Source organism: Microbacterium sp. Se63.02b (assembly GCF_014171575.1).
Classification (GTDB): domain Bacteria; phylum Actinomycetota; class Actinomycetes; order Actinomycetales; family Microbacteriaceae; genus Microbacterium.
Map to the genome: position 1 here is coordinate 995,994 of NZ_CP050453.1, position 26,116 is coordinate 1,022,109.

Here is a 26,116-nt window from a genome sequence, read left to right on the forward strand (position 1 = left end):
TCATCGTCCGAAAGGAGGCGGTCGCATGAGCATCGCCCTCCCACCCGCCCAGGGGCCGTCGGCCGAGAGCGGCGGCAGCATCGACACCGTCGCGATCGCGCAGGCCGATCTCAAGAACGGCTCAGGCGGATTCTGGCGCGACGTGTTCCGCCGACTGCGCCGCAACCCGACGGCCTGGATCGGCGCGATCATCGTGCTGCTGTTCTTGCTCGTCGCCGGACTCGCACCATGGCTGGCCCCTTACCCGGAGACCGCGCTGCCGGGGGCGAAGTTCATCACGCCGACGCACATCCCCGGCCCGGGGGAGCTGCCGGAGTTCCCGCTCGGTCTCGACCGCTTCGGCGGAGACGTGCTGTCGAAGCTCATCTGGGGCGCGCAGGCGTCGCTCCTGATCGGCGTCATCTCCACCGCGATGGGCCTGGTCGGCGGCATGATCCTCGGTCTCCTCGCCGGCACGTTCGGCGGGTGGGTCGACACCGTCATCATGCGCGTCGTCGACATCATCCTCTCGGTGCCGAACCTCCTGCTGGCGGTGTCGATCGCCGCGATCCTCGGGCAGACGCCGTTCGCGGTCATGATCGCGATCGGGGCGTCGCAGGTTCCGATCTTCGCGCGCCTGCTCCGGGCCTCGATGCTGCAGCAGCGCTCGAGCGACTACGTCCTCTCGGCGCAGACGCTCGGGCTCGGCCGCGGGCAGATCACCATGTCGCATGTGCTGCCGAACGCGATCGGTCCCGTGATCGTGCAGGGGACCCTCACGCTCGCGACCGCCGTGATCGATGCGGCGGCGCTGTCGTTCCTCGGGCTCGGCGGCGGAGGACCCGCGACGGCCGAGTGGGGGCGCATGCTCACCTACGCGCAGGCCGAGCTCGCGATCGCGCCCTGGCTGGCGTTCCTCCCCGGCATCTGCATCGCCATCACCGCACTCGGCTTCACGCTGCTGGGTGAGGCGTTGCGCGAAGCGATGGATCCGCGGACGAGGGCGCGATGAACCCCCGCGACGAGGGCGCCCTGTACGCCACGAAGGAGAATCAGATGTCGTCCGAACCGCTGCTGTCGGTCGAAGGCCTCGCGGTGGACTTCGCCACCATGGACGGTGTGGTGCACGCCGTCGAGGGCGTGGACCTCGAGATCCGTCCGGGGGAGACGGTCGCGATCGTCGGGGAATCGGGGTCGGGCAAGTCGACCACCGCGATGGCCATCATCGGCCTGCTCGCCGGCGGGGAAAGGTCGCGTCCGGAAGCATCCGTCTCGACGGGAAGGAGATCGCGCACGCGCCGGAGAACGAGCTGCGCACGATCCGCGGCCGCGACATCGGCCTCGTGCCGCAGGACCCGATGTCGAACCTGAACCCGGTCGCGAAGATCGGCACGCAGGTCGCCGAGACGCTGCTCGCGCACGGTCTCGCGACCCGGCAGAACGTGAACGCGAAGGTCGTGGAGGCGCTGACCGCCGCGGGCCTTCCCGACCCGGAACGGCGTGCGAAGCAGTACCCGCACGAGTTCTCCGGCGGGATGCGCCAGCGCGCACTCATCGCGATCGGTCTGGCGTGCAAACCGCGCCTGCTGATCGCGGATGAGCCCACCAGCGCTCTCGACGTGACGGTGCAGCAGACGATCCTCGACCAGATCGGGCAGATGACGCGGGAGCTGGGAACGGCCGTGCTGCTCATCACCCACGATCTCGGCCTCGCGGCCGAGCGTGCCGAGCGGTGATCGTCATGCATCGCGGCAGGGTCGTCGAGCAGGGTGCCGCGCGGCAGATCCTGGAGAACCCGCAGCATCCGTACACGCAGTCGCTCGTGAAGGCGGCGCCCTCGGTCGCTGCGGCCCGTCTGCAGCCGGAGGCGTTCCGGGTGCAGGAGCGGACCGCGGAGGTTGGTGTCGAGGTCGAGGCTGCTCCCGCCGACAACATCGTCGAGATCGAGAACCTCACGAAGGTGTACCCGGTGCGCGGTCGCGGTGAGGACTTCGTGGCGGTCGACGACGTGTCGCTCGCCATCCCCCGGGGGGAGACGGTGGCGATCGTGGGGGAGTCCGGGTCGGGCAAGACCACGACGGCGCGGATGCTGTTGAAGGTGATCGAGCCGACGAGCGGGCTTATCCGCTACGAGGGCAAGGACATCGCGTCGCTGAGCCGGGCCGAGACGAGGGACTTCCGCCAGCAGGTGCAGCCGATCTTCCAGGATCCGTACTCGAGCCTGAACCCGATGTTCACGATCGAGCGCCTGATCGCGGAGCCGCTCGACTTCTACAAGAGGGGGAGTGGCGCCGAGCGACGCGCGCGCGTGCGGCAGCTCCTCGACGACGCCCTGCCGCAGTCGATGCTGCGACGGTATCCGTCCGAGCTCTCGGGAGGACAGCGGCAGCGCGTCGCGATCGCCGCGCGCTCGCGCTGTCGCCCGACCTGATCGTGTGCGACGAGCCCGTCTCGGCGCTCGACGTCCTGGTGCAGGATCAGATCCTCACGCTGCTCGGAGATCTGCAACGCGAGTACGGCTTGAGCTACCTCTTCATCTCGCACGACCTGGCAGTGGTGCGACTGATCAGCGACTACGTGTGCGTCATGAAGGACGGCAGGCTCGTCGAGGCGGCCAGCTCGGAGGAGATCTTCACGAATCCGCGCGACCCGTACACGCGGCGTCTGCTGGCCTCCATCCCCGGCAACGAGCTCAACATCGCGTCGTGAAGCACCGGGCCGGGCGGGGTCCGGCCCGGTGCTTCGGTCCAATACCGCAGCATCCGAGATTGGTCAAGGACTGCGCTTGCCATGTCGCACAATCGTGCGTATAGTTGGTAGTTGCGCTCGCTTCTCCCTGCCCTCATATGGTGGTCGGCATTTCGTTGAGTTCTCGAGCGCACACTCCACCTGACGACAAAGGAATCGAGAAGCCCTGCGGGGCTCACGGAGGTTATTCCCTTGGCTGCTGCTCGCAACGCATCCACATCCACCACCACCAAGAACGGACGCGGAGCTTCCCGTCTTTCGTTCGCCAAGATCTCCGACACGCTGACGGTCCCCGACCTTCTCGCTCTGCAGACCGAGTCCTTCGGTTGGCTGGTCGGCAACGACGCCTGGAAGGCGCGCGTCGCCGAGGCCAAGGCGGCCGGTCGCACCGACGTCAACGAGAACAGCGGTCTGGGCGAGATCTTCGAGGAGATCTCTCCGATCGAGGATCTCGGCGAGACGATGCAGCTCTCGTTCACGAACCCCTACCTCGAGCCCGAGAAGTACTCGATCGAGGAGTGCAAGGAGCGTGGCAAGACCTACGCCGCTCCGCTGTACGTCGAGGCCGAGTTCATGAACCACCTCACGGGTGAGATCAAGACCCAGACGGTCTTCATGGGCGACTTCCCGCTGCAGACCGACAAGGGCACGTTCATCATCAACGGCTCCGAGCGCGTCGTCGTGTCGCAGCTCGTGCGCTCGCCGGGTGTCTACTTCGACAAGACCCCCGACAAGACCTCCGACAAGGACATCGTGTCGGCGCGCGTCATCCCGAGCCGCGGTGCGTGGCTCGAGTTCGAGATCGACAAGCGCGACCAGGTGGGCGTGCGCGTCGACCGCAAGCGCAAGCAGTCGGTCACCGTCTTCCTCAAGGCGCTGGGCATGACCAGCGAGGAGATCCTCGCCGAGTTCGCCGGCTACACCTCGATCGAGGAGACGCTCGCGAAGGACACGATCGTCACGAAGGAAGATGCGCTCCGCGACATCTACCGCAAGCTCCGCCCGGGCGAGCAGGTCGCCGCCGAGGCTGCCCGCGCCCTGCTGGACAACTTCTACTTCAACCCGAAGCGCTACGACCTCGCGAAGGTCGGCCGCTACAAGATCAACCACAAGCTGGGTCTCGACCAGCCCCTGACCTCGTCGGTGCTGACCGTCGAAGACATCGTGGCCACGATCAAGTACCTCGTGCGTCTGCACGCCGGCACCGAGGAGACCTTCACGGGCATCCGCGGCGGCAAGAAGGCCGAGATCCGTCTCGCGACCGACGACATCGACAACTTCGGCAACCGTCGCATCCGCGCGGTCGGCGAGCTGATCCAGAACCAGGTCCGCACGGGTCTGTCCCGCATGGAGCGTGTCGTCCGCGAGCGCATGACCACGCAGGACATCGAGGCCATCACGCCGCAGACCCTGATCAACGTGCGCCCCGTCGTCGCCGCGATCAAGGAGTTCTTCGGAACGTCGCAGCTGTCGCAGTTCATGGACCAGAACAACCCGCTCGCGGGTCTGACGAACAAGCGTCGTCTCTCCGCGCTCGGCCCCGGTGGTCTCTCGCGTGACCGCGCCGGCGTCGAGGTCCGTGACGTGCACCCCTCGCACTACGGCCGCATGTGCCCGATCGAGACGCCGGAAGGCCCGAACATCGGTCTGATCGGTGCGCTCGCGACCTTCGCACGCATCAACTCGTTCGGATTCATCGAGACCCCGTACCGCAAGGTCGTCGACGGTGTCGTGACCGAGCAGATCGACTACCTGACCGCTTCCGAAGAGGTCGACTTCAACATCGCGCAGGCGAACGCCCCGCTCGATGCCAAGGGTCGCTTCCGCGAGAGCCACGTCCTGGCCCGCCCCAAGGGCGGCAGCGGCGAGGTCGACCTGTTCGTCCCCGAGGAGATCGGCTACATCGACGTCTCGCCGCGCCAGATGGTGTCGGTCGCGACCTCGCTCGTGCCCTTCCTCGAGCACGACGACGCACAGCGCGCCCTCATGGGCGCCAACATGCAGCGTCAGGCTGTGCCGCTGCTGCGCAGCGACTCGCCGCTCGTCGGAACCGGTATGGAGGGCTACACCGCCATCGACGCGGGTGACGTGATCACCGCCGAGAAGCCCGGTGTCGTCTCCGAGGTCTCCGCCGACCGCGTCGTCGTCATGCTCGACGAGGGCGGAACGCAGGAGTACCACCTGCGCAAGTTCGACCGCTCGAACCAGGGCACCTCGTACAACCAGAAGGTCGTCGTCAACGCCGGTGAGCGCGTCGAGGTCGGAGAGGTCATCGCCGATGGCCCCGCCACCGAGAACGGCGAGCTGGCCCTCGGAAAGAACCTCCTCGTCGCGTTCATGACGTGGGAGGGCTACAACTTCGAGGACGCCATCATCCTGAGCCAGGACCTGGTGAAGGACGACACCCTCTCGTCGATCCACATCGAGGAGTACGAGGTCGACGCCCGCGACACGAAGCTCGGCAAGGAGGAGATCACCCGTGACCTCCCCAACGTCAGCCCCGAGCTGCTGAAGGACCTCGACGAGCGCGGCATCATCCGCATCGGCGCCGAGGTCCGCCCCGGCGACATCCTCGTCGGCAAGGTCACGCCGAAGGGTGAGACCGAGCTGTCGGCCGAGGAGCGTCTGCTCCGCGCGATCTTCAACGAGAAGAGCCGCGAAGTCCGTGACACCTCGCTGAAGGTGCCCCACGGCGAGCAGGGCACGATCATCGCCGTCAAGGAGTTCAACGCCGAGGACGGCGACGACGAGCTCGGCTCCGGCGTGAACCGCCGCGTCGTGGTCTACATCGCCCAGAAGCGCAAGATCACCGAGGGTGACAAGCTCGCCGGTCGTCACGGCAACAAGGGTGTCATCGCCAAGATCCTCCCGATCGAGGACATGCCCTTCCTGTCGGACGGCACGCCGGTCGACATCGTGCTGAACCCGCTCGGCATCCCCGGTCGAATGAACTTCGGCCAGGTCCTCGAGACCCACCTCGGGTGGATCGCCAAGCAGGGCTGGAAGGTCGAAGGCACCCCGGAGTGGGCTGTGAAGCTCCCGAAGGACGCGTTCGAGGCCGCCCCCGGTACGAAGGTCGCCACCCCGGTGTTCGACGGTGCGAGCGAGGAGGAGATCGCCGGTCTCCTCGACGCCACCACCCCGACCCGCGACGGCGTGCGCCTGATCGACTCGAGCGGCAAGACGCAGCTGTTCGACGGTCGCTCGGGTGAGCCGTTCCCGGCTCCGATCTCCGTGGGCTACATGTACATCCTGAAGCTGCACCACCTGGTCGACGACAAGATCCACGCGCGCTCCACGGGTCCGTACTCGATGATCACCCAGCAGCCGCTCGGTGGTAAGGCGCAGTTCGGTGGACAGCGCTTCGGTGAGATGGAGGTGTGGGCCCTCGAGGCCTACGGCGCCGCATACGCGCTCCAGGAGCTCCTCACGATCAAGTCCGACGACATCCTCGGCCGCGTCAAGGTGTACGAGGCCATCGTCAAGGGCGAGAACATCCAGGAGCCCGGCATCCCCGAGTCCTTCAAGGTGCTCATGAAGGAGATGCAGTCGCTCTGCCTGAACGTCGAGGTCCTCTCGGCCGACGGCACGCTGGTGAACCTCCGAGACACCGACGATGAGGCGTTCCGCGCCGCAGAGGAACTCGGTATCAACATCTCCAGCCGCTTCGAGGCCGCCTCGATCGACGAGATCTAATCCGCAGGTGTGCCCGGGATCCACCTCCCGGGCACACCGAAGCAGACTTCTCAAAAAGAATTTCCGACACAGGAGAACTAGTGCTCGAGTCCACAACTTTCGATGAGCTTCGCATCGGCCTGGCGACCGCAGACCACATCCGCGCTTGGTCGTACGGCGAGGTCAAGAAGCCCGAAACCATCAACTACCGCACACTGAAGCCGGAGAAGGACGGTCTCTTCGGAGAGCAGATCTTCGGCCCGTCCCGCGACTGGGAGTGCGCCTGCGGCAAGTACAAGCGTGTCCGCTTCAAGGGCATCGTCTGCGAGCGCTGCGGCGTGGAGGTCACCAAGAGCTCCGTCCGTCGTGAGCGCATGGGTCACATCGAGCTCGCCGCTCCCGTCACCCACATCTGGTACTTCAAGGGTGTTCCCTCGCGCCTCGGCTACCTGCTCGACATGGCGCCGAAGGACCTCGAGAAGGTCATCTACTTCGCCGCCTACATGGTCATCTCGGTCGACGAGGATGCTCGTCACCGCGACCTGGGCACGCAGGAGAACAACATCCGCCTCGAGCTGAAGACGCTCGGCGACCGCCGCGACTCCAAGATCGCGGAGCGCCTCGCCAAGCTGGAGGAGGAGCTCGCTGCTCTCGAGGCAGAGGGTGCCAAGGCCGACGCCAAGAAGAAGGTGAAGGACGCCGCCGAGAAGGAGATGTCCCTCATCCGCAAGGGCGCCGACGAGCAGATCGCCAAGCTCGAGCGCGTGTGGGAGGACTTCCGCACGCTCGAGGTCGGTGCGCTCCGCCCCGAGGACGACGTCTTCCACGAGCTGCAGGACCGCTTCGGTCAGTACTTCGAGGCCTACATGGGCGCCGAGTCGATCCAGCGTCGCCTCGCCGCCTTCGACCTTGACGCCGAGGCCGAGAACCTGCGTCTGCAGATCTCCGAGGGCAAGGGCCAGCGCAAGATCCGTGCGATCAAGCGCCTCAAGGTCGTCAGCTCGTTCCTCGAGACCGGCATGAGCCCGGCCGCGATGGTCCTCGATGTGGTTCCGGTGATCCCGCCGGAGCTGCGCCCGATGGTCCAGCTCGACGGTGGCCGCTTCGCGACCTCCGACCTGAACGACCTGTACCGCCGCGTGATCAACCGCAACAACCGTCTTCGTCGTCTGATCGACCTCGGCGCCCCCGAGATCATCGTCAACAACGAGAAGCGCATGCTGCAGGAGGCCGTCGACGCACTGTTCGACAACGGTCGTCGCGGTCGTCCCGTCACCGGCACCGGCAACCGTGCTCTGAAGTCCCTCAGCGACATGCTGAAGGGCAAGCAGGGTCGTTTCCGTCAGAACCTGCTCGGCAAGCGCGTCGACTACTCCGGCCGTTCGGTCATCATCGTCGGCCCGCAGCTGAAGCTGCACCAGTGCGGTCTGCCCAAGCAGATGGCGCTGGAGCTCTTCAAGCCGTTCGTCATCAAGCGCCTGATCGACCTCGGTCACTCGCAGAACATCAAGGCGGCCAAGCGTGCCGTCGAGCGCACCCGTCCCGAGGTCTGGGACGTGCTCGAGGAGATCATCCGTGAGCGTCCGGTTCTGCTGAACCGTGCACCCACGCTGCACCGCCTCGGCATCCAGGCGTTCGAGCCGCAGCTCGTCGAGGGCAAGGCCATCCAGCTGCACCCGCTCGTCTGCGCGGCGTTCAACGCCGACTTCGACGGTGACCAGATGGCTGTCCACCTGCCGCTGTCGGTCGAGGCCCAGGCCGAGGCCCGCGTGCTGATGCTCGCCTCGAACAACATCCTGAAGCCGTCCGACGGACGCCCGGTCACCCTGCCTTCGCAGGACATGATCATCGGTCTGCACCACCTGACCACGGTCAAGGAGGGCGCAGCCGGTGAGGGCCGTGCGTTCGGTTCGGTGGGCGAGGCGATCCTGGCCAAGGACGAGGGAACCCTCGACCTGCAGGCGAAGATCCGCATCCGCATCCCGGGTCTGACGTTCCTCGAGGGCGAAGCTCCCGAGGGCTACGAGCGCCACGGTCTCGTCGACGCCTCGCTGGGTCAGGCGATCTTCAACGACACGCTGCCCAAGGGCTACCCGTTCGTCCGCGAGCAGGCCGACAAGAACAAGCTGTCGCAGATCGTCAACAAGCTGGCCGAGGAGTACCCCAAGGTCGAGACTGCTGCATCGCTGGACCGCATCAAGGACGCCGGTTTCTACTGGGCAACGCGCTCCGGTGTGACCGTCGCCCTGAGCGACATCCTGACCCCGCCGAACAAGGCGGAGATCGTCGCCGGCTACGAGAAGCAGGCCGCGAAGGTCCAGTCGCAGTACGAGAAGGGTCTGACGACCGACTCCGAGCGTCGCCAGGAGCTCATCAAGATCTGGACCGAGGCGACCGACGAGGTCCAGGCCGCGATGAAGGCCAACTTCCCCGAGGACAACACCATCAACCGCATGGTGTCGTCGGGTGCTCGTGGTAACTGGCTGCAGATCCGGAACATCGCCGGTATGCGTGGTCTGGTGAACAACCCCAAGGGTGAGATCATCCCGCGTCCGATCATCTCCTCGTACCGCGAGGGTCTGTCGGTGGCGGAGTACTTCATCGCGACGCACGGTACCCGTAAGGGTCTGGCCGACACCGCTCTGCGTACCGCCGACTCGGGTTACCTGACCCGTCGTCTGGTGGATGTCTCGCAGGACGTCATCATCCGCGAAGAGGACTGCGGCACGTCGAAGGGCCTCGAGCTCCCGATCGCTGCTCCGAACTCGCAGGGTGAGCTCGTGCGCGACGCGAACGTCGAGAACTCGGTGTTCGCTCGTACGCTGGCCTCCGACGTGGTCGACAGCAAGGGCGAGGTCCTCGCCTCCGCCGGTGACGACGTGGGTGACGTGCTGATCGACAAGCTCGTCGCGCTGGGTGTCGAGAGCATCAAGGTGCGCTCGGTCCTGACGTGCGACTCCGCCGTCGGTGTCTGCGCACAGTGCTACGGCCGTTCGCTCGCGACGGGCAAGACCGTCGACATCGGCGAGGCCGTCGGCATCATCGCGGCCCAGTCGATCGGTGAGCCCGGTACCCAGCTGACGATGCGTACCTTCCACACCGGTGGTTCGGCGTCGGCGGATGACATCACGCAGGGTCTTCCCCGCGTGCAGGAGCTCTTCGAAGCGCGTACCCCCAAGGGCGCGTCGCCGATCGCCGAGGCCGATGGTCGTATCGCGATCGACGAGACCGACAAGGGCAAGAAGGTCATCCTCACGCCCGACAGCGGTGAAGAGCCGGTCGTCTACCCGGTGCTGAAGCGTGCGACGCTTCTCGTCGAGGACGGGCAGCACGTCACGGTCGGTCAGCCGATCCTGGTGGGCACGCTCGACCCCAAGGAGATCATGCGCGTCATGGGTGCTCGCGAGGTGCAGCGTTACCTCGTCGGCGGCGTCCAGGGCGTGTACCGCTCGCAGGGTGTGCCGATCCACGACAAGCACATCGAGGTCATCGTCCGTCAGATGCTCCGCAAGGTCACCGTCGTCGATCACGCCGACACGACCCTGCTCCCGGGTGAGATGGTCGACCTCAAGCGCTACCAGTCGATCAACCGCGAGGCCGTGGCAGAGGGCAAGCGCCCCGCGTCCGGTCGCCCTGAGCTGATGGGTATCACGAAGGCGTCGCTCGCGACCGAGTCGTGGCTGTCGGCCGCCTCCTTCCAGGAGACGACCCGCGTGCTCACCGAGGCTGCGATGCAGGGCAAGCGCGACCCGCTGGTCGGTCTCAAGGAGAACGTCATCATCGGTAAGCTCATCCCCGCCGGAACGGGACTCTCGAAGTACCGCGACGTCACGGTCGAGGCCACCGAGGAAGCCAAGAGCGAGCGCTACCCGAACCGGATCTTCGCATCCGATGGTGCGTACGCGGACGGCGACTTCGGTTACGTCGACTTTGACGCGTTCTCGACGGACGACATCACGCCCGGTACCTACAACTGATCGTGTACTGAGTGACGCAGAAGGCCCCAGGCGATTCGCCTGGGGCCTTCTCCGTGTCCGCTGCGTAGGCGTGCGGGGTGCTGCCGAGTTCACCGGAAGCTGCCGAGTGCACGGGCGAGGTGCGTCGTGAAGCCGTGCGTTCGAGGCGAAGCCGTGCGCTCGTCGCGAAGCCGTGCGGTCGAAGTGGCGGCCGGAGCGGTGCGCCGCATCGTCGCACGATAGTGTCGGCGGGTGAGCAACGAGACTTCCCCCGCTGATTCCGTCGTCGTGATCGGCGATGCCCTGATCGACGAGATCCACGACGAATCCGGCGTGCGCGAGTTGGTCGGGGGAGCGGCGCTCAACGTGGCTGTCGGGCTCCGCCGGCTCGGAGTGCCGGTGACCCTCATCGCGATGGTGGGCGACGACGAGGCCGGAGATCACATCCGCGAATACCTCGCCGACTTCGGGGTCGGACTGATCGCGAGTGAGGCACCGCGCGGGTCGTCGCGGGCGGTGGTGCGGCGAGCCGCGAACGGTGAGCCCGAGTACGTGTTCAACGATGCCGCGCAGGGCCGGAGCATCCGGTACTCCGATGCCGCATGCGAGGCGATCGCCGACGCAGGACTGACCGTGATCAGCTGCTTCCCCTTCGATGTTCCCGCCGAGGTCGACGCGCTGGCCGCCGCGCTGTCAGGTGCACGGGTGGCGATCGACCCGAACCCGCGCACCGGGATGCTCCACGACCGTGCGGAGTTCGTGCGGGGGTTCGAGCGCCTCGCCGCGGGTGCGCAGATCGTGAAGGTCGGTGCCGATGATGCGGCGATCCTCTACGACGGGGACCTCGACGCATTGCGCTCGCGATTGCGCGGACTCGACGTCGGCGCGGTGCTGGCGACAGCGGGAGCGGAGGGCGCGGTGCTCGAGACGGATTCCGGTAGCGTGTCCGCCCCGATCTCGGACCTGCCGGGGCGAGTGATCGACACGGTGGGCGCGGGCGATGCGACGCTCGCGGCGGTCGCCTCGGGACTCGTCTCAGGATCCCCACGCCTGCTCGACGACTGGCGCGACCTGCTCCTGCGCGCCATGGACGTCGCCGCCGCGACCTGTCGCGCCGAGGGCGGTCTGCTGCGCACGCCGGAGTCGCTCGCCGACTCCGGGCGAGGGATCCACGGCAGCTGAACGTTCGATTTCATCCGACCGCGTCTGGCGGGTATGATCAATACTCGTGCCCCCGGTTGGCTGTTCAAGTCGGACGGGTGCGCTCTGGCGAGTTACCCAAGCGGCCAAAGGGATCTGACTGTAAATCAGACTGCTCTGCATTCGGGGGTTCGAATCCCTCACTCGCCACCATCACCGCACGGCTTCCACGTCCGCAACGCGTGACACCGAGGCCCTTCGTCCGTCACACTGAGTCCCATGGGATCAGCGTTGACCACCATCGGACTCCCCGTCGCCCTGGGCATCATCATGCTCGGGCTGGGACTCAGCCTCACTCTCGCCGACTTCGCGAGGGTGCTGAAGCAGCCGAAGGCGGTGATCGTCGCGCTGCTCTGCCAGCTCGTGCTGCTGCCGGCGATCTGCTTCGGGCTCGTGCTCGCGTTCCAGCTGCCGCCCGTGCTCGCGGTCGGCATGATGATGCTCGCCGCATCGCCGGGCGGGACGACCGCGAATCTGTACAGCCATCTGTTCCGTGGCGATATCGCGCTGAACATCTCGTTGACCGCCGTGAACTCGGTGATCGCGGTGATCACGCTTCCGATCATCACCAACCTCGCGATCGCGTACTTCCAGCCGTTCGATGACCGTCTGGGCCTGCAGTGGTCGAAGGCGCTCGAGGTGTTCGCGATCGTGCTGCTGCCGGTCGCGCTCGGCATGCTCGTGCGACGTTTCTGGCCGCGATTCGCCGCAGGCATGGACAAGCCGGTGCGTATCGCCTCGGTGATCATCCTGGTGGTCGTGATCGCGGGTGCCGTCGCCTCGAACTGGATGCTCCTGGTCGCGAACTTCACGCAGCTCGCCCTCATCACCGTACTCTTCTGCCTGATCAGCCTCGCGATCGGCTTCCTCGTTCCGCGGATGCTGCGGGTGGGGAAGCGACAGGCCATCGCGACGTCCTTCGAGATCGGGATCCACAACGCCACTCTGGCGATCGTGATCGCGCAGTCCGTCCTGGGTTCGGTGGAGTTGAGCCTGCCCGCTGCGGTGTACGGCGTGCTGATGTTCTTCATCGCGTTCGGGTTCGGGCTCCTGATCCGAGACCGCGATGCGACGGCAGATGCACCTGCGGTCGGCACGACTTCATAGACTGGACCGATGCGACCGCTCACCGAAGCCGACGTCAGGGCATCTTTCGTCAACGCGGATGCCGACGAGCTGCGGGTCATGGAGATGCCGCATGACTTCCTGCTCGTCGACTGGGACTACCTCGACTTCTTCGCCTGGCAGGATCCCTCCGCCAGCCGCCGCGGCTACGTGCTGATCCCCCACGAGGACGATGTGGTCGGCATCGTGCTCAGGGCCACGGAGACGAGTCGCATCCGCACGGGCATGTGCAACATCTGCCACACGATGCAGCCAGGAAACCAGGTTGCGCTCTTCTCGGCACGACGCGCGGGGGAGGCGGGGCGTCGAGGCGACTCGTTCGGCACGTACATGTGCGCCGATCTCTCGTGTCACGAGAACGTGCGGCTGGCGCACCCGCTCGCACCGAACGAGGTCAGGACGCCAGGGCAGGTCGACTTCCGTCTGGACGGCACGCGTCGTCGGATGGAGAGCTTCGTCGCGCAGGTCTGGGAGCGCGTCTGATCGCGGTTACGCTGGAGCCACACGTCCTGTGCTCGAAGGAGATGCCATGAGTGATGCCATCCTGTTCGCCGTCGAAGAGGGAATGGCCCGGCTCACGCTGAACCGCCCCGCCCGCCTCAACGCGTTCAACGCCGACCTCGCGCACGCGTGGAAAGAGGCGACGGCCGAGGCGACCTCGCGCCCCGACGTCAAGGCGATCCTCATCGATGCCTCGGGCCCGGCATTCTGCGCCGGCGGCGACGTGATCGACATGGCGACCACGATGGGAGCATCCGGCAGCGAGATCACTGCTCTTGCCGAGGTGATCAATGCCGGTATCCGTTCGCTCACCGAGTCGACGGTTCCGGTCGTCGCGGCCGCGCACGGCACGACGGCCGGCGGTGGACTCGGCATCCTGCTCTCCAGCGACTACGCCGTGGTCGGGTCGCGCTCCAAGCTCGGCAGCCTGTACGCCAACATCGGCCTGACGCCCGACCTCTCCGTCTCGGCCCAGCTCGCCCGCGCCGTCGGCCAGCGTCGTGCGCTGCAGCTCGTGCTGCAGGATCGACTCCTCTCGGCCGCTGAGGCTGTCGAGTGGGGTCTCGTCGCAGAGGCTGTCGCCGGTGAGGACGCCGCAGCCGAAGCCGCCCCCTCGTGCGCGCTCGTGGCGAGGAGATCGCGCGGTTCTGGCTCGCGGGAGCAGCCGACGCCTACGGCCAGGCGAAGCGGCTCGTGCGTTCGCAGCCGGAGCGTTCCTTCGTGGAGCAGTTGAGCGAGGAGGCCCGTTCGATCGGCGCTGCGCTCGAGACCCCGGACGCCCAGGCGAGGGTCGCGGCCTTCGCCGCGGCGTCGGCCAAGAAGGCGGGCTGACTTCTTCTGCGCGATCACTCACGGAGCGTCGACTTTCCCCATCCTGAGCGCCCGCCGCGGCATCGGGCGACGCGCGTGGCAGGATGAAGGCATCGCCGCTCGACGAGAGGATCGCCATGTCCCAGCCGGACATCACCACGCAGCAGCCGCAGGGTGAGAAGAAGAACATGTCGCTGCTGATCCGGGGCTCGCTCTGGATCGCCATCGGCGCCCTGATCGCCGCGGCACTCGTGTGCGTCGTCTGGGTGCTCATCGGAGACCAGGACGGCCTGATCGGCCGCGCCTTCCTCACGATCCTGCTGTTGGCGGCTTTCGCGGGGATCGCCATCCTCGAAGCCGGCCTCGCGCCGAACAGGCCCGACTGGCTCCAGCTCGCGAGCATGGTGAGCTGGATCGTCGCGCTGCTCGTCGGCGCCGTGAAGATCTGGCTCCCCGAAGACGGCATCTACTTCGGAGCCGAGCGATTCTTCCAACTCCTGCTGGTCATCGCGATCCTGCAGCTCGCGCTGCTGCACGTGCGTCTGTTCACGGCGGCCGCGCAGCGCCACGTGACCACGTTCACGCGGGTGATCTTCATCGTCACCATCACGTTCCTCGCCGGTCTCGTCGGCATGCTGGTGTTCTTCCTCGCCTTCCCGCACACGTTCCACTACGGCGAGCTGTACTGGCGGATCGTGGTCGCGCTCACGATCCTCGTCGCCGTCGGCACCACGCTCATCCCCCTGCTGAACGCGCTGTTCGCGCCGAAGAAGAAATCGCCGGCCGTCGCGTCTCCTGCGGGAGCGCCGAGCTGGCCCACCTATGCCGACGGCATCACTCCGCTGCCCGCGCTGCCCGACGCCTCGCCCGACTGGAACGCGTACTACACGGGTATCCGACCGCGCCGCAGCAGGCCCTCCCGTCGCTGCCGGCTTCGAGCTTCCCGGTGGTGCCACAGCCCGCGCCGCCCCAGCCCGCTCCGCAGTTCGCGCAGCCAGACGCGACGGCGGCGCCGGCAGGCGGACACCCTGTCCCGCCTGTCCCGCCCGTCCCCGCCTCCGAGGAACACCCGCCGGTGCCGACGCAGAGCGAACCGCCCGCGTTCCCGCCGCCGCCGCCCGCCCCGCAGCCGCCGTCCCGGTGACGCGCACGGTGACTCCGGCAGGAGAGCTCAGCGAGCTCGCGACCGAGATCGCTCGTGAGGCAGGGGCTCGCTCGCGCCCGGCGGATGGAGGGCGTGCGACTCGCTGCGACGAAGTCGACTCTCGCCGACATCGTGACCGAGGCCGACCGCGAGGTCGAGGACCTGATCCGCCGACGTCTCCGCGCGGCGCGACCCGGTGACGGGTTCCTCGGTGAGGAATCGGGTGCGGAACCGGGGAGAGCGGCATCACGTGGGTCGTCGATCCGATCGACGGCACGGTCAACTACGCCTATGGACTTCCCGCATACAACGTCAGCATCGCGGCGGTCAGCGGCGAGCCCGCGCCGGAGTCGTGGGAAGCGCTCGCCGCCGTGGTCAACGCACCGGCTCTCGGCGAGATCTACACGGCGGCTCGTGGGGAAGGCGCGTGGTCAGGAGGACTCCGGCTGGCTGTGACCGACGAGACGCCAGCGGGTGCCCTTCTCGGCACCGGCTTCGGCTACGACCCGCGACCCATGACGGCGACCTCGCCACGGTGCGGCGCGTGATGCCGATCGCGCGCGATCTCCGGCGCATGGGAGCTGCAGCGCTCGACCTCGCCTACGTCGCCGCCGGCCGTCTGGACGGCTTCTTCGAACGCGGGCTGCGCCCGTGGGATCACGCTGCCGGCGCTCTCCTGATCGAGGAGGCCGGTGGGGTGGTCTCACGGATCGACGTCGAGTCGCCGCGGCCGATGCTGATCGCGGGTGGGCGCGACGTGCACGCCCGCCTGCGCGACATCCTGACGTCGAAAAGCTGACTGATTCATGGCTTTCCCAGGGTGATCAGGGTAGTGTTTTACCCGATCGTTACTTTCGCCACCCGAAGGTGAAAGTCTGAGTTTGCGCCCCCGAGCACGACGCACGACCGAGAGAAACGCTTTGCCCTTCGAGAAAACCCAGGCTGCCTCTGCGCCCACGCGCCGATCCAGCCGACTCCGCACCGAGGCTTCCCCGACCTCCGCGGCAGGAACGACGGCGCACATCTCCGCCGCTGAGTCCGCAGCCGTCGCGCTCGCCGCGGTCGCGCCGCTCTCGCGTCGTGCTGCTCGGCAGCAGGCTGCCGGCGACACCGTCGCCGAAACTCCCCTCGAGCCGTTCATCGCCGCGACCCCTGAGCCGATCATCGCCGACGTCCCCGTCGTCGCCGACACGGTGGAAGAGTTCGTCGAGGTCCCCACCGCATCGGGCGACGAGGTTGCCGCTCCGTCCAGCGAGTCCGAAGAGTTCGTCGTGGACACGGATCCGACGCAGGAACTTCCCCTCGACGATCAGGCCGATCCCTTCGAGCGCGCATCCCGCGCCTTCCGCACGGGAGCAGTGCGCACCGTCGCCGCCTCTGCGCGGTCGTCGCGCGCGCAGGAGTCGACCACATCCGATTCCGAGGCTTCCGCCCACGTGGCGAGCCGTCGCCCGCGGAACATCCGCAAGGTCGTGACGCTCGGAGCGACCGTCGGCGTGATGAGCCTGGCGGGTCTCCTCGCCGTGTCGATGACGCTTCCGGCCGAGGCCGTCGCCGCAGTTCAGGGCGGCTCGACTGCCCGCACATCGCTGGTGTCCACCGCCGCTGATGAGGCCGGCGACGCCGCGGCCGCCGAGATCCAGGCTTTCGTGGCTCCCGCAGGTGTCGAGAATGATTCGCTCGCCCGGGCCGACGACTTCAGCACGGTCTCGCTCGTCCAGGTCGCCGCCGAACAGGGCATCAACTATTCGGGCGAGATCTTCACCAACGACCCCGATGCTGCTATCCAGTGGCCGTTCCTGGTCGGCGTCGGCATGAGCTACGGCTACGGCATGCGCAGCGGCCGCCTGCACGAGGGCATCGACTTCGTCCCCGGGAACGGCGCGCCGATCCAGGCCATCGCGGATGGCACCGTCCGCATCGCGACCGAGCAGGGCGGCGCCTTCGGTGTGACCGTCTACATCGACCACGTCATCGACGGCGAGGTCATCACGAGCCACTACTCGCACATGCAGTACGGTTCGCTGCAGGTCAAGGCGGGCGACAAGGTCACCGTCGGTACGGTCGTCGGGAAGACCGGGAACACGGGTCGTTCGTACGGCGCGCACCTGCACTTCGAGCTCATCGTCAACGGTTCGACCATCGACCCGATGCCGTGGCTCAAAGCCAACGCCGGTCGGACCTCGTACTGACGGTCCGGATTTCATGAGGACGCCACAGTGATGGTATTCTCGTACGGTTGCCCCGCGAGGGGCAGCACGCCCCGATAGCTCAGTGGCAGAGCACTTCCATGGTAAGGAAGGGGTCGTCAGTTCAATCCTGACTCGGGGCTCGCAGCATTCTTCTCACGCGGACGGATGCCTCGCGGCAGGGTAGCTCAGCTGGTTAGAGCGCACGACTCATAATCGTGAGGTCGCGGGTTCAAGCCCCGCTCCTGCTACAGAAACACCTGGTCAGCCCCGGATTCGTCCGGGGCTTTCTGTGTTCTGGTTCACCACACGCCGCGCATGCTCCGAAGAGTCGATTCCCGAGGACCGTGTCTAGGGTGTCTGCAGCACGGCTGCCACCGAGCTTCTTTGACATGTCGGTTCCATCGTCAACAAGGGATCTGCGTGGCCGAGGTGCTGCGCGATGTCGCGAGGCCCCGCAGCGGGACACTGCAGGGGGCAGCGGTGAAGCTCGCGACCAGAACGCAGTCGCGAGCTTCACCTAACTAAGCAGACACTGTTTCGGCAGCCAGCGTTGGCGAGAGGTCAGTGCGGGGCGCCGCGGCTCGGTTGAGGGCTCGCCGTGTGAGTCAGCGGCCGTTCGCTGCGAGAACCCGGGGGTCACCGCGTTTGGTTGCGCATGATCGGCTCGGATGAGCCCTTCGGCTCCTCCGCCAGCGCAGTGGAGTCGCCCGGAAGTCCTATGCCGGCGTCTGCCGTCGCGTCCATGGCCACGAACGACTCGCGACGCGTCTCGGGTGCCCAGAGCCAGCAGACGATGCCGCCGATGAGGAGCACGCCGACGCACGCGAACAGGGCGGTGTTGATCCCGGCACCGGCGACGACGATCGGCAGCAGGAAGGTGCTGGTCGCGGATCCGAGGCGGCTTCCTGCGGTGACAAGGCCCATACCCGACCCGCGCACCTCGGTGGGGAAGAGCTCGGGCGGGTAGATGAATTCCAGGTTTGCTGCCGCAGCGAGTATGAGCGCGAAGCTCGCGAACAGGATCACAGCGATGATCGGGCTCAGCGGTGCGAGCAGGACCAGAGCTGCGAGGAAGACCGCGCCGGTGAAGAACGTGCTGATGAGGAACGAGCGCCGGCTGAGGCGGTCGACGACCACGAGACCCAGGATGGCGCCGGTGAGCAGGAACACGTTGTACAGCGCACCTGCGGCGAGGCTGTTCGTCACGCCGAGGGACGACATCACGAGCGGGGAGAACGTTCCGAGCGCGAAGTACGGGATCACCTGGCAGACGTAGAACACAATGCCTACGATGGTGCGGCGTCGGTAGATGGGGCTGAAGAGCTCCGTGTAGCGCGACTGGGTGCGCACCGTGCTGACGGCGGCGGTGACGGGCGGCGGTTCGACGTTCGGTCCCGCGACGCGCCTCACGATTGCCGCAGCCTGTGAGACTTTGCCGTGGCGGACGAGCCAGAGCGGGGACTCGGGTACGCCGAGTCGGACGGCGAAGACGAGCAGCTCGGGGATCGCGCTGGCGATCAGCATGTAGCGCCACGGCTCGTCTCCCAGGCTTGAGAGCAGGAAGCCCGCGAGGTAGGCGAAGACGTAGCCGGCGGCCCATGCGACGGCGAGCAGGCTCAGGAGGCGTCCGCGGAAGTGGCGCGGCGCGTGTTCTGTGACGAGGGTCTTGCTGACGACGTAATCTGCGCCGAGCAGCAGTCCGATGATGAGTCGGATCACGAGCAGCTGCCAGGCCTCCTGCACGAAGAACTGTGACAGAGAGCAAAGCGCGATGAAGAGCATGTCGAAGCGGAAGATCTTGCTTCGCCCCATCCGGTCCGCGACGGGGCCGGTGATGAGCGCGCCGAGGAAAAGCCCACCGAGGGTGGCGGCGCCGAGCATGCCGATCAGCAGTGGGGTCAACTGGAGGTCGTCTTTCGCCGAGGCGAGGACGATGCCGACGATGCCGAGCACGAAACCGTCGCTGAACTGCCCGCCCGAGCCTGCGATGGCGACGCGGACGTGGAACTTGTTGAGAGGGATGTCTTCGTACTTTGTCGTAGCGCTCATCGCGCCACCTCCGCGCGGTCTGCTGCCCATGTCGAGCGGACCTGATCGGCGGCGATGTCGTAACCCTGTTCTGCGGCGAGGGTGACCCACTTGTCGAAGCCGGCGTCGGCGTTCGACGCTCGGCGGGCACCGTCCCAGGTCAGCTCGCGGATGCACCGCTCCGCGAACACGGTCGCGGAGGAGGCGATGTCGTCGAGGATGTCGATCAGCGCGTCCATGATGATCGGCTCCATGACGTTCAACTCGAGCTCGCCTGCGGCCGCGGCGGCCTCGATGGTGTGGCCGGCGCCACGGATCCGATAGCTCAGCTGCATGACATACTCGGGGATGGCGGGGTTGATCTTCCCCGCCATGATTGAGGAGCCTGCCTGGACGGCGGGCAGTCGCACTTCCGCGAACCCGCCTCCCGGCCCGGAGGAGAGCAGTCGCAGGTCGGCGGCGATCTTCGCCATCGTCAGCGACACTCGCACCCCTGCGGACGCGATCGCCGCGTACGGGTCGAGATGAGCGAGTGCATCGAACAGGTCATCGCTCGAGGTCAGAGGCAGTCCCGTCAGACTGGCGAGTCCGGTAACTGCGCGCTCCCGGTAGCCGTCCGGGGCCCCGATACCCGTTCCGAGAACTGTGGCTCCGAGGGGGACGGAGGTGAGCTCGTCGACGGCGGAGCGCAAGCCCGCAGCCGTGCGGCGGAGCGCGGTGGCATGTGAGCGGTGGGTCTGCCCGACGGTGAGTGTCACGGCATCCTGGAGGCACGTGCGTCCGAGGCGAACTGTGTCGTCGTACTCCGCAGCTTTGCTGTCGAACGCGTCGATGAGGTCGTCGAGAGCCGCCAGGGGGTGGGCAGCGAGCTCAAGGACCGTGAGCGCCATGGCGGTGGGGTAGGTGTCATTGGTTGACTGCGACGCGTTGACATGGTCATTGGGGTGCACCGCCATGCCCGCGATTTGCGACGCCCGCGCCGCGATGACCTCGTTGACGTTCATGTTCGTCGTGGTGCCACCGCCTCCGAGCACCAGGGCGGTCGGGAACTCGCGATCATGAAGACCGGTCGAGATCTCATCGGTCGCCGCGATGATCGCCCGCGCGATCGACTCGTCGATCACACCGAGCTCGCGGTTCGCTCGTGCGGCCGCAGATTTGACAGCCGCATAGTTGCGAACGAGTGCGGGAACATCGCCGAGTCGGCGGCGCCCCGGCCCGAAGTTGAGGATGCCGAGCTTGGTCTGGCGACCGTAGAGCACACTGTCCGGATGACTGCTGAGGGGTTCCATGAGGACTCCGCTTCTTTGCGCGTGGGTGGAATAGAACGAAGGTAGACGCGCGGGGGTCATGACAACCACACGCGTTGCTGTCAATGCACCAAAGAAGCCACTTTTCTCAGCGATTGTCTTACGGTGGTCCGAAGTGTTGCTGTCACACCAACAAGGAGTCGTTATGACAGATTCAGTTGCCGAGCGCGTCGCTGCACTGCTGCTCGCCTTCGAAACCCCGGACGGGGCCCCGCGATCGGTCAGTGAGCTCTCGCGCGCCATCGGACGAGAACGCAGCCAGGTCTCGCGCATGCTGAAGTCGCTTGCCCGTGGCGGGCTGCTCGAACAGGACGAGATCACTCGGACCTATCGTCTGGGCTGGCGTCTTCGTGTGCTCGCAGCGTCCGCAGGCAATGACCTCCTTGTGCGAGCGAGCAGACCCGTCCTGCAGCGACTGGTCGCCGCGACCGGAGAGGTCGCTCTACTCTCCGTCCAAGAGGGAAACCGCAGCCTCACCGTGCATCGCGAAGAGTCGCAGCAGTCCCTGCAAGCTGGCGGGTGGGTCGGACGCCGATCACCACTGCACTGCACCGCATCAGGGCGTGCATTGCTGTTGGACAGCGACGATGAGCACGTCGAAAGTCTCACCGCCCCGGACCTCGCCACGACAGTTGGAGGACCCGCCGCGCCCCGCGACCTCCCCACACTGTTGCAGCGTCTTCGGGACGACCGTCATCGCGGGTACAGCGTCGCGTCGGAAGAAGTCGAGGTAGGCCTCACTTCCATCTCAGCACCGGTGCGTGACCGTCACGGCCGCATCGCCGGGGTCATCAACGTCTCGGGTCCCACGCAGCGCGTGGCCGACCGAGTCGACTCCATCGGCGACCTTCTCCTGCGCGCAGCCGCATCGGCGATGAAGTCATTCCGCTCGTCTCAGGCAAGTTGAAATCTCGACATTCATCGTCGCGGCCAGGACGGTGGACGCGTCAGCTGAGGCATCGCTCGATCTCCATTTCCACTGCCCCTGGGGATTCACCGCGGGCCGCGAATGACTCGGCTACCGTGGCAGCGTGATTGCTCGCCAGCGGCACGCAACGCCTTTCGAGGCCCTCAGGTACTCCCCGATATCCCCGATGCGTTGGGGAAACCAATCGTGAGTCGAGCGCGGTCTACCGTTGGGGGCGGGTGCGATCGGCGAGGGCGGTACTGATGAGCGCACGGACTTCGACGTCGTCGTGCGCCCCATCCGTCGCGTACGGCGTCCAGCGGTCCAGCTGTGACAGCACCCACTCCCAGTGCGCGAGTCGCAGAGTGATCGGCAGCAGATGCTCGCGAGGCGGCCATCCGTATGCGTCACGGTCGCCTTCGTATGAGGCGGAGCCACGCCATCCGGCGTCGCGGATGCAGGATGCGGCGATCACGGAATCCATGAGGCCCTCCACGACGTCGACCGCCATCGAGTTGTCGACGCACCCGTCGACGCGGTGCCACAGCCGGACGGGGATATCGATCGTCAGATAGTGCACGCCGTCATCCTGCCAGAGGCTTGCGGACGGGAATGATCAGCGTGGCACGTCGGGGTCGACCATGACGGAGTGTCCAGGACGGCTCGCCGCGGGGGTGCGCGTGACAGGAGGCCACACGACGAGCAGGAACGCGGCGAACGGACCGAACAGCAGCGTGAGGAGGAACCAGGCCCACGCGGAGCGGTTACGGGTCCGGGCGAACCCGCCCGCGAGGATCGCCACGGTCAGCCACATCCCCGACACGACGGTTGCGAGATACTCGACAGTCATGCTTCGAGACTACGTTCCCGACCGTGTGCCTCCCGGACGCGTCCGCGGATGAAGAAGAGCAGCACGAGCCCCACGATGATCACCGCGATGTTGCTGAGGTTCGCGATGCCGGTGAGCGCGCCCTCGGCGGGGTGGGCGACCTGCAGGAAGACACCGGGGTCGGTGCTGGCGTGCAGCAGGATCGGGGTGATGATCGTGCCGGTGACCCTCATCGCGAGGTACATGCAGATGCCGAACGCGAACGTGTAGACGAGCTGGATCGCCGTCGCGAACAGGTCCTGTCCGCTCAGCAGGTTCCCCGAGTGAAGCCCGGCGAACACGCCAGCGGAGATCACGGCGACCACGATCTCGCGGGAGCCGGCTCTGCGGAGCAGGTTCACCACGAGACCCCGCGTGAGCACCTCCTCGGCGAATCCGATGAGCAGGCCGGCAAGGAGCCAGGTCGCCACCACGTCGAAGCCCGTCTCGGCATAGTCGATCGTCGCGAATCGCAGGATGTTGAAGAGCAGCACGACGACGATCGCGATCCACATCCAGCCGCGTCCGCGGATCGGCTGCGCGCCGAACACCTCATGCCACCATCCCACCGAGGCGATGAATCCGACGAGGAGAAGTCCGCCCACGAGCAGAGGGAGCACGTAGTAGACCACGACGGCCGCGGCGCTGTTCGGATCGTCGACCAGCGACGTCAGGGGAGTGAACGCGAGCGAGAGTCCCTGGTAGAGGACGAAGTACACCACGGCGAGCAGGAGTGCGCGCCACCAGCCGCCTTTCTCCCAGAAGCGCTTCCAGGCGGTCGTCGTGCGCGAGTCAGACATGGGGGCTCCGAGCGGCTGAGGATCGTCGATTGGTCGTCAGTCTGACGTAGGGACGCTCTCTTCGTCCATGCGTCCGCGTCCGGAGGGTCAGCGCGAATCTCTCGCGGAGCCCTTCGTGCCGCGCACCGGAGGGAGGTGCGGGATCGGTATGGGACGGGTGGCCCGGGAGGCGTCCTGGAACCTCCGTACGGCGTCGAGCACGTCTTCGGGGGAGGAGTACCGCAGGGCGAGCGGAAGATCGCGCCTCCAGAGCACCTCGACCTCGGTCGGTGCGTCTTCGAAGATCGTGCAGACGACTCTGCGGTGATCGTTCTCGGAGTAGTGCAGATCGTGGATCGCCCAATCGTTCGCGCTGACCTCGATCAGCGCGAACCTTCGGTCCGGATCGTGCTCCATCATTCTCCTCGCTCGTCCCCAGGATGAACCATGACCCATCCGCGCGTCCGAGGGGAGCCCCTTGACAGAAAGCGAGAGGCCCCCGCCCCGTCGGGGTCGAGGGCCTCTCGTCTCAGCGGGCCGCCGGGGTCGAGCCGGTGTCGGTCGAGCGGATATCCGCCGCGGAGACGGGTTCGCCGCCCCCGCGCAGCTCGGCTTCCAGCCGCTCGGCCTCCTCCCCGCTGATCGCCTCGCCGCGAGCGACCAGACCTGCCTGGTCGGACAGGGGGATCTGCTTGAGGAACAGCGAGAGGAGCAGCGCCAGTGCGATGAACGGCACGAGGTACCAGAAGACGGGTGCGAGGGCGTCGGCGTACGCGGTCACGATCCCCTCGCGCACCTCGTCGGGGAGCGATCCGAGAGTCGACGGGTCGATCGTGGACGCTGCCTGGGAGGCATCATCGGGAGAGGCTCCGGCGTCGGCGAAGACACCGAGGAGGTTCTCGGTCAGTCGCGTGGTGAAGATGGTCCCGAAGACGGCCGTTCCCAGCGATGCGCCCACTTCGCGGAAGTAGTTGTTCGTGCTGGTCGCGGTGCCCAGCTCACCCGCCGGGACGGCGTTCTGCACGACGAGGACCACGACTTGCATGATGAGGCCGAGCCCCGCGCCGAAGACGAACAGGAACACGCAGATCAGCCAGATCGGGGTCGATGCCGACAGTGTGGTCATCGAGATCATCGCGATGCCCGTGATGATCGTGCCGAGGATGGGGTAGATCTTGTACTTGCCGGTCTTGGAGATCGCGATGCCCGAGAAGATCGACGTTCCCATCAGGCCGACCATCATCGGGATCATGAGCAGGCCTGAGGCCGCAGCCGACGTGCCCGACGACATCTGCAGGAATGTGGGCACGAATCCGATCGCGGCGAACATCCCGATGCCGAGCACGAGCCCGATGGCGGTGGCATTGACGAAGATCGGGTTGCGGAACAGGCTCAGGGGGATGATCGGGTCCTGCACGCGTGACTCGGTGATGACGAATGCCGTGGCGGCGACCACGAGACCCGCACCCCAGGCCCAGGTGGCCAGCGAGTCCCATCCGAACTCGGCATCGCCACCGAAGTCGGTGAAGAAGATCAGGCACGTGGTGGCGATCGAGAGGAAGATCACGCCGAAGATGTCGATCGGCTTCTCGGCCTTCTTGCTCGGCAGCTTCAGCGCCACGAGGGCGATGATGAACGCGGCGATGCCGACCGGGATGTTGATGTAGAACGCCCACTGCCAGGTCATGTGATCGACGAAGAATCCGCCGAGGAGCGGACCGGCGACGGCGGAGAGACCGAAGACGGCGCCGAGGGGGCCCATGTACTTGCCGCGCTCGTTGGCGGGGACGATGTCGGCGATGATCGCCTGCGAGAGGATCATGAGCCCGCCGCCGCCCAGCCCCTGCAGCGCGCGGAACACGACGAACATCCAGAAGTCGGTGGCGAATGCGCAGCCGACCGAGGCCAGGGTGAACAGCGCGATCGCGACGAGGAACAGGTTGCGGCGCCCGAGCACGTCGCCGAACTTGCCGTAGATGGGCATCACGATCGTGGTGGCCAGCAGGTAGGCGGCGGTGATCCAGACCTGGTGGTCGACGCCGCCGAGCTGACCCACGATCGTCGGCATGGCGGTCGACACGATGGTCTGGTCGAGGCTCGAGAGCAGCATGCCCGCGATGAGGGCGCTGAAGATGATCCAGATGCGGCGCTTCGTGAGCAGGAAGGGCGCATCCTTCGTGGCGGTGGTGGACATCAATGGTCTTTCTGTGACGGTGCGTAGAGGGAGCGGGCGAGCTCGAGGCGTCGGGCGATGAGCTCGCCGAACGTCTCGGTCGACTGGTGGTGCAGCAGTTGGTCCATGCTCATCCGGATCAACGCGCCGACCGTGTGCACGATGACCTCGGCGCGGAGTTCGGCGTCGACCGTCTCGGAGGTCCGACGGAGGATGAGTCCGATGTCGCGGCGCTCGTTCTTCGCGAGCTGTTCGAAGGCGGCCTTGAGCAGCCGCGGCTCCTGCTCGATCACGGCGAACATGGCCGGCGCGTCGTCGACGGGGTTGAAGAGCTCGAAGCGACCGATCGTCAGCTGGAGGAAGTCGTCGAGGAGATCGCCGCGCTGCGAAACGAACTCCTCCTCGAGCGCCTCCTGACGGGAGTCGATCGTGGTGAAGCCGAAGACGGCGTGCTCTTTGCTCTCGAAGTAGTTGAAGAAGGTGCGCCGCGAGACCCCGACCTCGGTGCACAGCTCCTCGATCGTGAACCCGGCGAAACCCTCGCTCGCCGTCAGCCGTCGCGCGGCATCCGTGAGTGCGCGAGACGTCTCCCGCTTGCGCTGCTCCCGCAAAGAATCTGCACTGTCATTCATAGAGTGCAATATTGCACTCTGTTCCTTGGAGTGCACTGTGAGTCGGCGAAACGGATCCGGATCTTTTTTGTGACATCCGACGCTCGGCA

The 26,116-nt window shown here is 66.6% G+C and carries 17 protein-coding genes, 3 tRNA genes and 3 pseudogenes; 15 read left to right on the plus strand and 8 right to left on the minus strand.

Features of this window, described 5'->3' with window-relative positions:
- Window positions 1-25: 25 nt before the first annotated feature.
- The 14 genes and pseudogenes from G4G29_RS04975 (at window position 26) to G4G29_RS05040 (ending at window position 17,578) form a co-directional block, all read left to right on the plus strand.
- Entirely contained in the window at window positions 26-991 is a 966-nt protein-coding gene (locus G4G29_RS04975; protein ID WP_183152028.1) for an ABC transporter permease, read from the plus strand.
- A pseudogene (locus tag G4G29_RS04980) lies at window positions 988-2,688 on the plus strand (ABC transporter ATP-binding protein). The gene G4G29_RS04975 and the pseudogene G4G29_RS04980 overlap by 4 nt, the downstream one beginning before the upstream one ends.
- A 231-nt stretch (window positions 2,689-2,919) precedes the next feature.
- Complete coding sequence (locus G4G29_RS04985) at window positions 2,920-6,423, plus strand: DNA-directed RNA polymerase subunit beta (protein WP_183152029.1); 3,504 nt, start codon at window positions 2,920-2,922, stop codon at window positions 6,421-6,423.
- An 80-nt stretch (window positions 6,424-6,503) separates the two neighbouring features.
- A complete protein-coding gene (gene rpoC / locus G4G29_RS04990) occupies window positions 6,504-10,379 on the plus strand; it encodes a DNA-directed RNA polymerase subunit beta' (protein WP_183152030.1) in 3,876 nt (1,291 codons plus the stop codon).
- A 231-nt stretch (window positions 10,380-10,610) separates the two neighbouring features.
- Window positions 10,611-11,540 (plus strand): PfkB family carbohydrate kinase, encoded by a 930-nt coding sequence (locus G4G29_RS04995; RefSeq protein ID WP_183152031.1) that lies wholly within the window; start codon window positions 10,611-10,613, stop codon window positions 11,538-11,540.
- A gap of 86 nt (window positions 11,541-11,626) precedes the next feature.
- A tRNA-Tyr gene (locus G4G29_RS05000) sits at window positions 11,627-11,711 on the plus strand.
- A gap of 78 nt (window positions 11,712-11,789) precedes the next feature.
- The gene (locus G4G29_RS05005; RefSeq protein ID WP_244632407.1) at window positions 11,790-12,665 is read left to right on the plus strand and encodes a bile acid:sodium symporter family protein; all 876 of its coding nucleotides are present in this window, start codon (window positions 11,790-11,792) and stop codon (window positions 12,663-12,665) included.
- Between the two features lie 9 nt (window positions 12,666-12,674).
- Window positions 12,675-13,166: an FBP domain-containing protein gene (locus G4G29_RS05010; protein WP_183152033.1), complete on the plus strand. Its 492-nt coding sequence runs from the start codon at window positions 12,675-12,677 to the stop codon at window positions 13,164-13,166.
- A 46-nt stretch (window positions 13,167-13,212) separates the two neighbouring features.
- A pseudogene (locus G4G29_RS05015) lies at window positions 13,213-14,015 on the plus strand (enoyl-CoA hydratase/isomerase family protein).
- Window positions 14,016-14,131: 116 nt separating this feature from the next.
- Window positions 14,132-15,196, plus strand: a complete 1,065-nt coding sequence (locus tag G4G29_RS05020; RefSeq protein WP_183152034.1) for a hypothetical protein — start codon at window positions 14,132-14,134, stop codon at window positions 15,194-15,196.
- A gap of 26 nt (window positions 15,197-15,222) precedes the next feature.
- Window positions 15,223-15,937 (plus strand): annotated as a pseudogene (locus tag G4G29_RS05025) (inositol monophosphatase family protein).
- A 121-nt stretch (window positions 15,938-16,058) separates the two neighbouring features.
- The gene (locus G4G29_RS05030; protein WP_183152035.1) at window positions 16,059-17,330 is read left to right on the plus strand and encodes a M23 family metallopeptidase; all 1,272 of its coding nucleotides are present in this window, start codon (window positions 16,059-16,061) and stop codon (window positions 17,328-17,330) included.
- Window positions 17,331-17,398: 68 nt separating this feature from the next.
- A tRNA-Thr gene (locus tag G4G29_RS05035) sits at window positions 17,399-17,470 on the plus strand.
- Between the two features lie 34 nt (window positions 17,471-17,504).
- A tRNA-Met gene (locus G4G29_RS05040) sits at window positions 17,505-17,578 on the plus strand.
- Window positions 17,579-17,966: 388 nt separating this feature from the next.
- Here the strand turns inward: G4G29_RS05040 and G4G29_RS05045 are convergent.
- Together G4G29_RS05045 and G4G29_RS05050 are read right to left on the minus strand one after the other, a co-directional pair.
- Window positions 17,967-19,379: an MFS transporter gene (locus G4G29_RS05045; RefSeq protein ID WP_183152036.1), complete on the minus strand. Its 1,413-nt coding sequence runs from the start codon at window positions 19,377-19,379 to the stop codon at window positions 17,967-17,969.
- Entirely contained in the window at window positions 19,376-20,650 is a 1,275-nt protein-coding gene (locus G4G29_RS05050; RefSeq protein ID WP_183152037.1) for a lyase family protein, read from the minus strand. The genes G4G29_RS05045 and G4G29_RS05050 overlap by 4 nt, the downstream gene beginning before the upstream one ends.
- Window positions 20,651-20,708: 58 nt before the next feature.
- Here G4G29_RS05050 and G4G29_RS05055 point away from each other — a divergent pair, with 58 nt between their 5' ends.
- Window positions 20,709-21,575: an IclR family transcriptional regulator gene (locus G4G29_RS05055; protein ID WP_202045570.1), complete on the plus strand. Its 867-nt coding sequence runs from the start codon at window positions 20,709-20,711 to the stop codon at window positions 21,573-21,575.
- A 223-nt stretch (window positions 21,576-21,798) separates the two neighbouring features.
- Here G4G29_RS05055 and G4G29_RS05060 read toward each other — a convergent pair whose 3' ends face one another.
- From G4G29_RS05060 to G4G29_RS05085, 6 genes are all read right to left on the minus strand, one after another.
- The gene (locus G4G29_RS05060; RefSeq protein WP_183152038.1) at window positions 21,799-22,155 is read right to left on the minus strand and encodes a hypothetical protein; all 357 of its coding nucleotides are present in this window, start codon (window positions 22,153-22,155) and stop codon (window positions 21,799-21,801) included.
- A 36-nt stretch (window positions 22,156-22,191) separates the two neighbouring features.
- Complete coding sequence (locus G4G29_RS05065) at window positions 22,192-22,425, minus strand: hypothetical protein (RefSeq protein WP_183152039.1); 234 nt, start codon at window positions 22,423-22,425, stop codon at window positions 22,192-22,194.
- Window positions 22,422-23,243 (minus strand): CPBP family intramembrane glutamic endopeptidase, encoded by an 822-nt coding sequence (locus tag G4G29_RS05070; protein ID WP_183152040.1) that lies wholly within the window; start codon window positions 23,241-23,243, stop codon window positions 22,422-22,424. Before G4G29_RS05070 ends, G4G29_RS05065 begins: the two co-directional genes overlap by 4 nt.
- A gap of 87 nt (window positions 23,244-23,330) precedes the next feature.
- The gene (locus G4G29_RS05075; RefSeq protein WP_244632408.1) at window positions 23,331-23,642 is read right to left on the minus strand and encodes a hypothetical protein; all 312 of its coding nucleotides are present in this window, start codon (window positions 23,640-23,642) and stop codon (window positions 23,331-23,333) included.
- A 109-nt stretch (window positions 23,643-23,751) separates the two neighbouring features.
- Complete coding sequence (locus tag G4G29_RS05080) at window positions 23,752-25,416, minus strand: MDR family MFS transporter (RefSeq protein WP_244632409.1); 1,665 nt, start codon at window positions 25,414-25,416, stop codon at window positions 23,752-23,754.
- Entirely contained in the window at window positions 25,416-26,027 is a 612-nt protein-coding gene (locus G4G29_RS05085; protein ID WP_183152042.1) for a TetR/AcrR family transcriptional regulator, read from the minus strand. Before G4G29_RS05085 ends, G4G29_RS05080 begins: the two co-directional genes overlap by 1 nt.
- Window positions 26,028-26,116 lie beyond the last annotated feature (89 nt).

Excerpts from the sequence above, each read along its gene's own strand:
- G4G29_RS04975 (WP_183152028.1), top strand. The coding sequence starts at position 26 with ATGAGCATCGCCCTCCCACCCGCCCAGGGGCCGTCGGCCGAGAGCGGC.
- G4G29_RS05010 (WP_183152033.1), top strand. The coding sequence starts at position 12,675 with ATGCGACCGCTCACCGAAGCCGACGTCAGGGCATCTTTCGTCAACGCG.
- G4G29_RS05020 (WP_183152034.1), top strand. The coding sequence starts at position 14,132 with ATGTCCCAGCCGGACATCACCACGCAGCAGCCGCAGGGTGAGAAGAAG.
- G4G29_RS05045 (WP_183152036.1), bottom strand. The coding sequence starts at position 19,379 with ATGAGCGCTACGACAAAGTACGAAGACATCCCTCTCAACAAGTTCCAC.
- G4G29_RS05050 (WP_183152037.1), bottom strand. The coding sequence starts at position 20,650 with ATGGAACCCCTCAGCAGTCATCCGGACAGTGTGCTCTACGGTCGCCAG.
- G4G29_RS05055 (WP_202045570.1), top strand. The coding sequence starts at position 20,709 with ATGACAACCACACGCGTTGCTGTCAATGCACCAAAGAAGCCACTTTTC.
- G4G29_RS05065 (WP_183152039.1), bottom strand. The coding sequence starts at position 22,425 with ATGACTGTCGAGTATCTCGCAACCGTCGTGTCGGGGATGTGGCTGACC.
- G4G29_RS05070 (WP_183152040.1), bottom strand. The coding sequence starts at position 23,243 with ATGTCTGACTCGCGCACGACGACCGCCTGGAAGCGCTTCTGGGAGAAA.
- G4G29_RS05075 (WP_244632408.1), bottom strand. The coding sequence starts at position 23,642 with ATGATGGAGCACGATCCGGACCGAAGGTTCGCGCTGATCGAGGTCAGC.
- G4G29_RS05080 (WP_244632409.1), bottom strand. The coding sequence starts at position 25,416 with ATGTCCACCACCGCCACGAAGGATGCGCCCTTCCTGCTCACGAAGCGC.
- G4G29_RS05085 (WP_183152042.1), bottom strand. The coding sequence starts at position 26,027 with ATGAATGACAGTGCAGATTCTTTGCGGGAGCAGCGCAAGCGGGAGACG.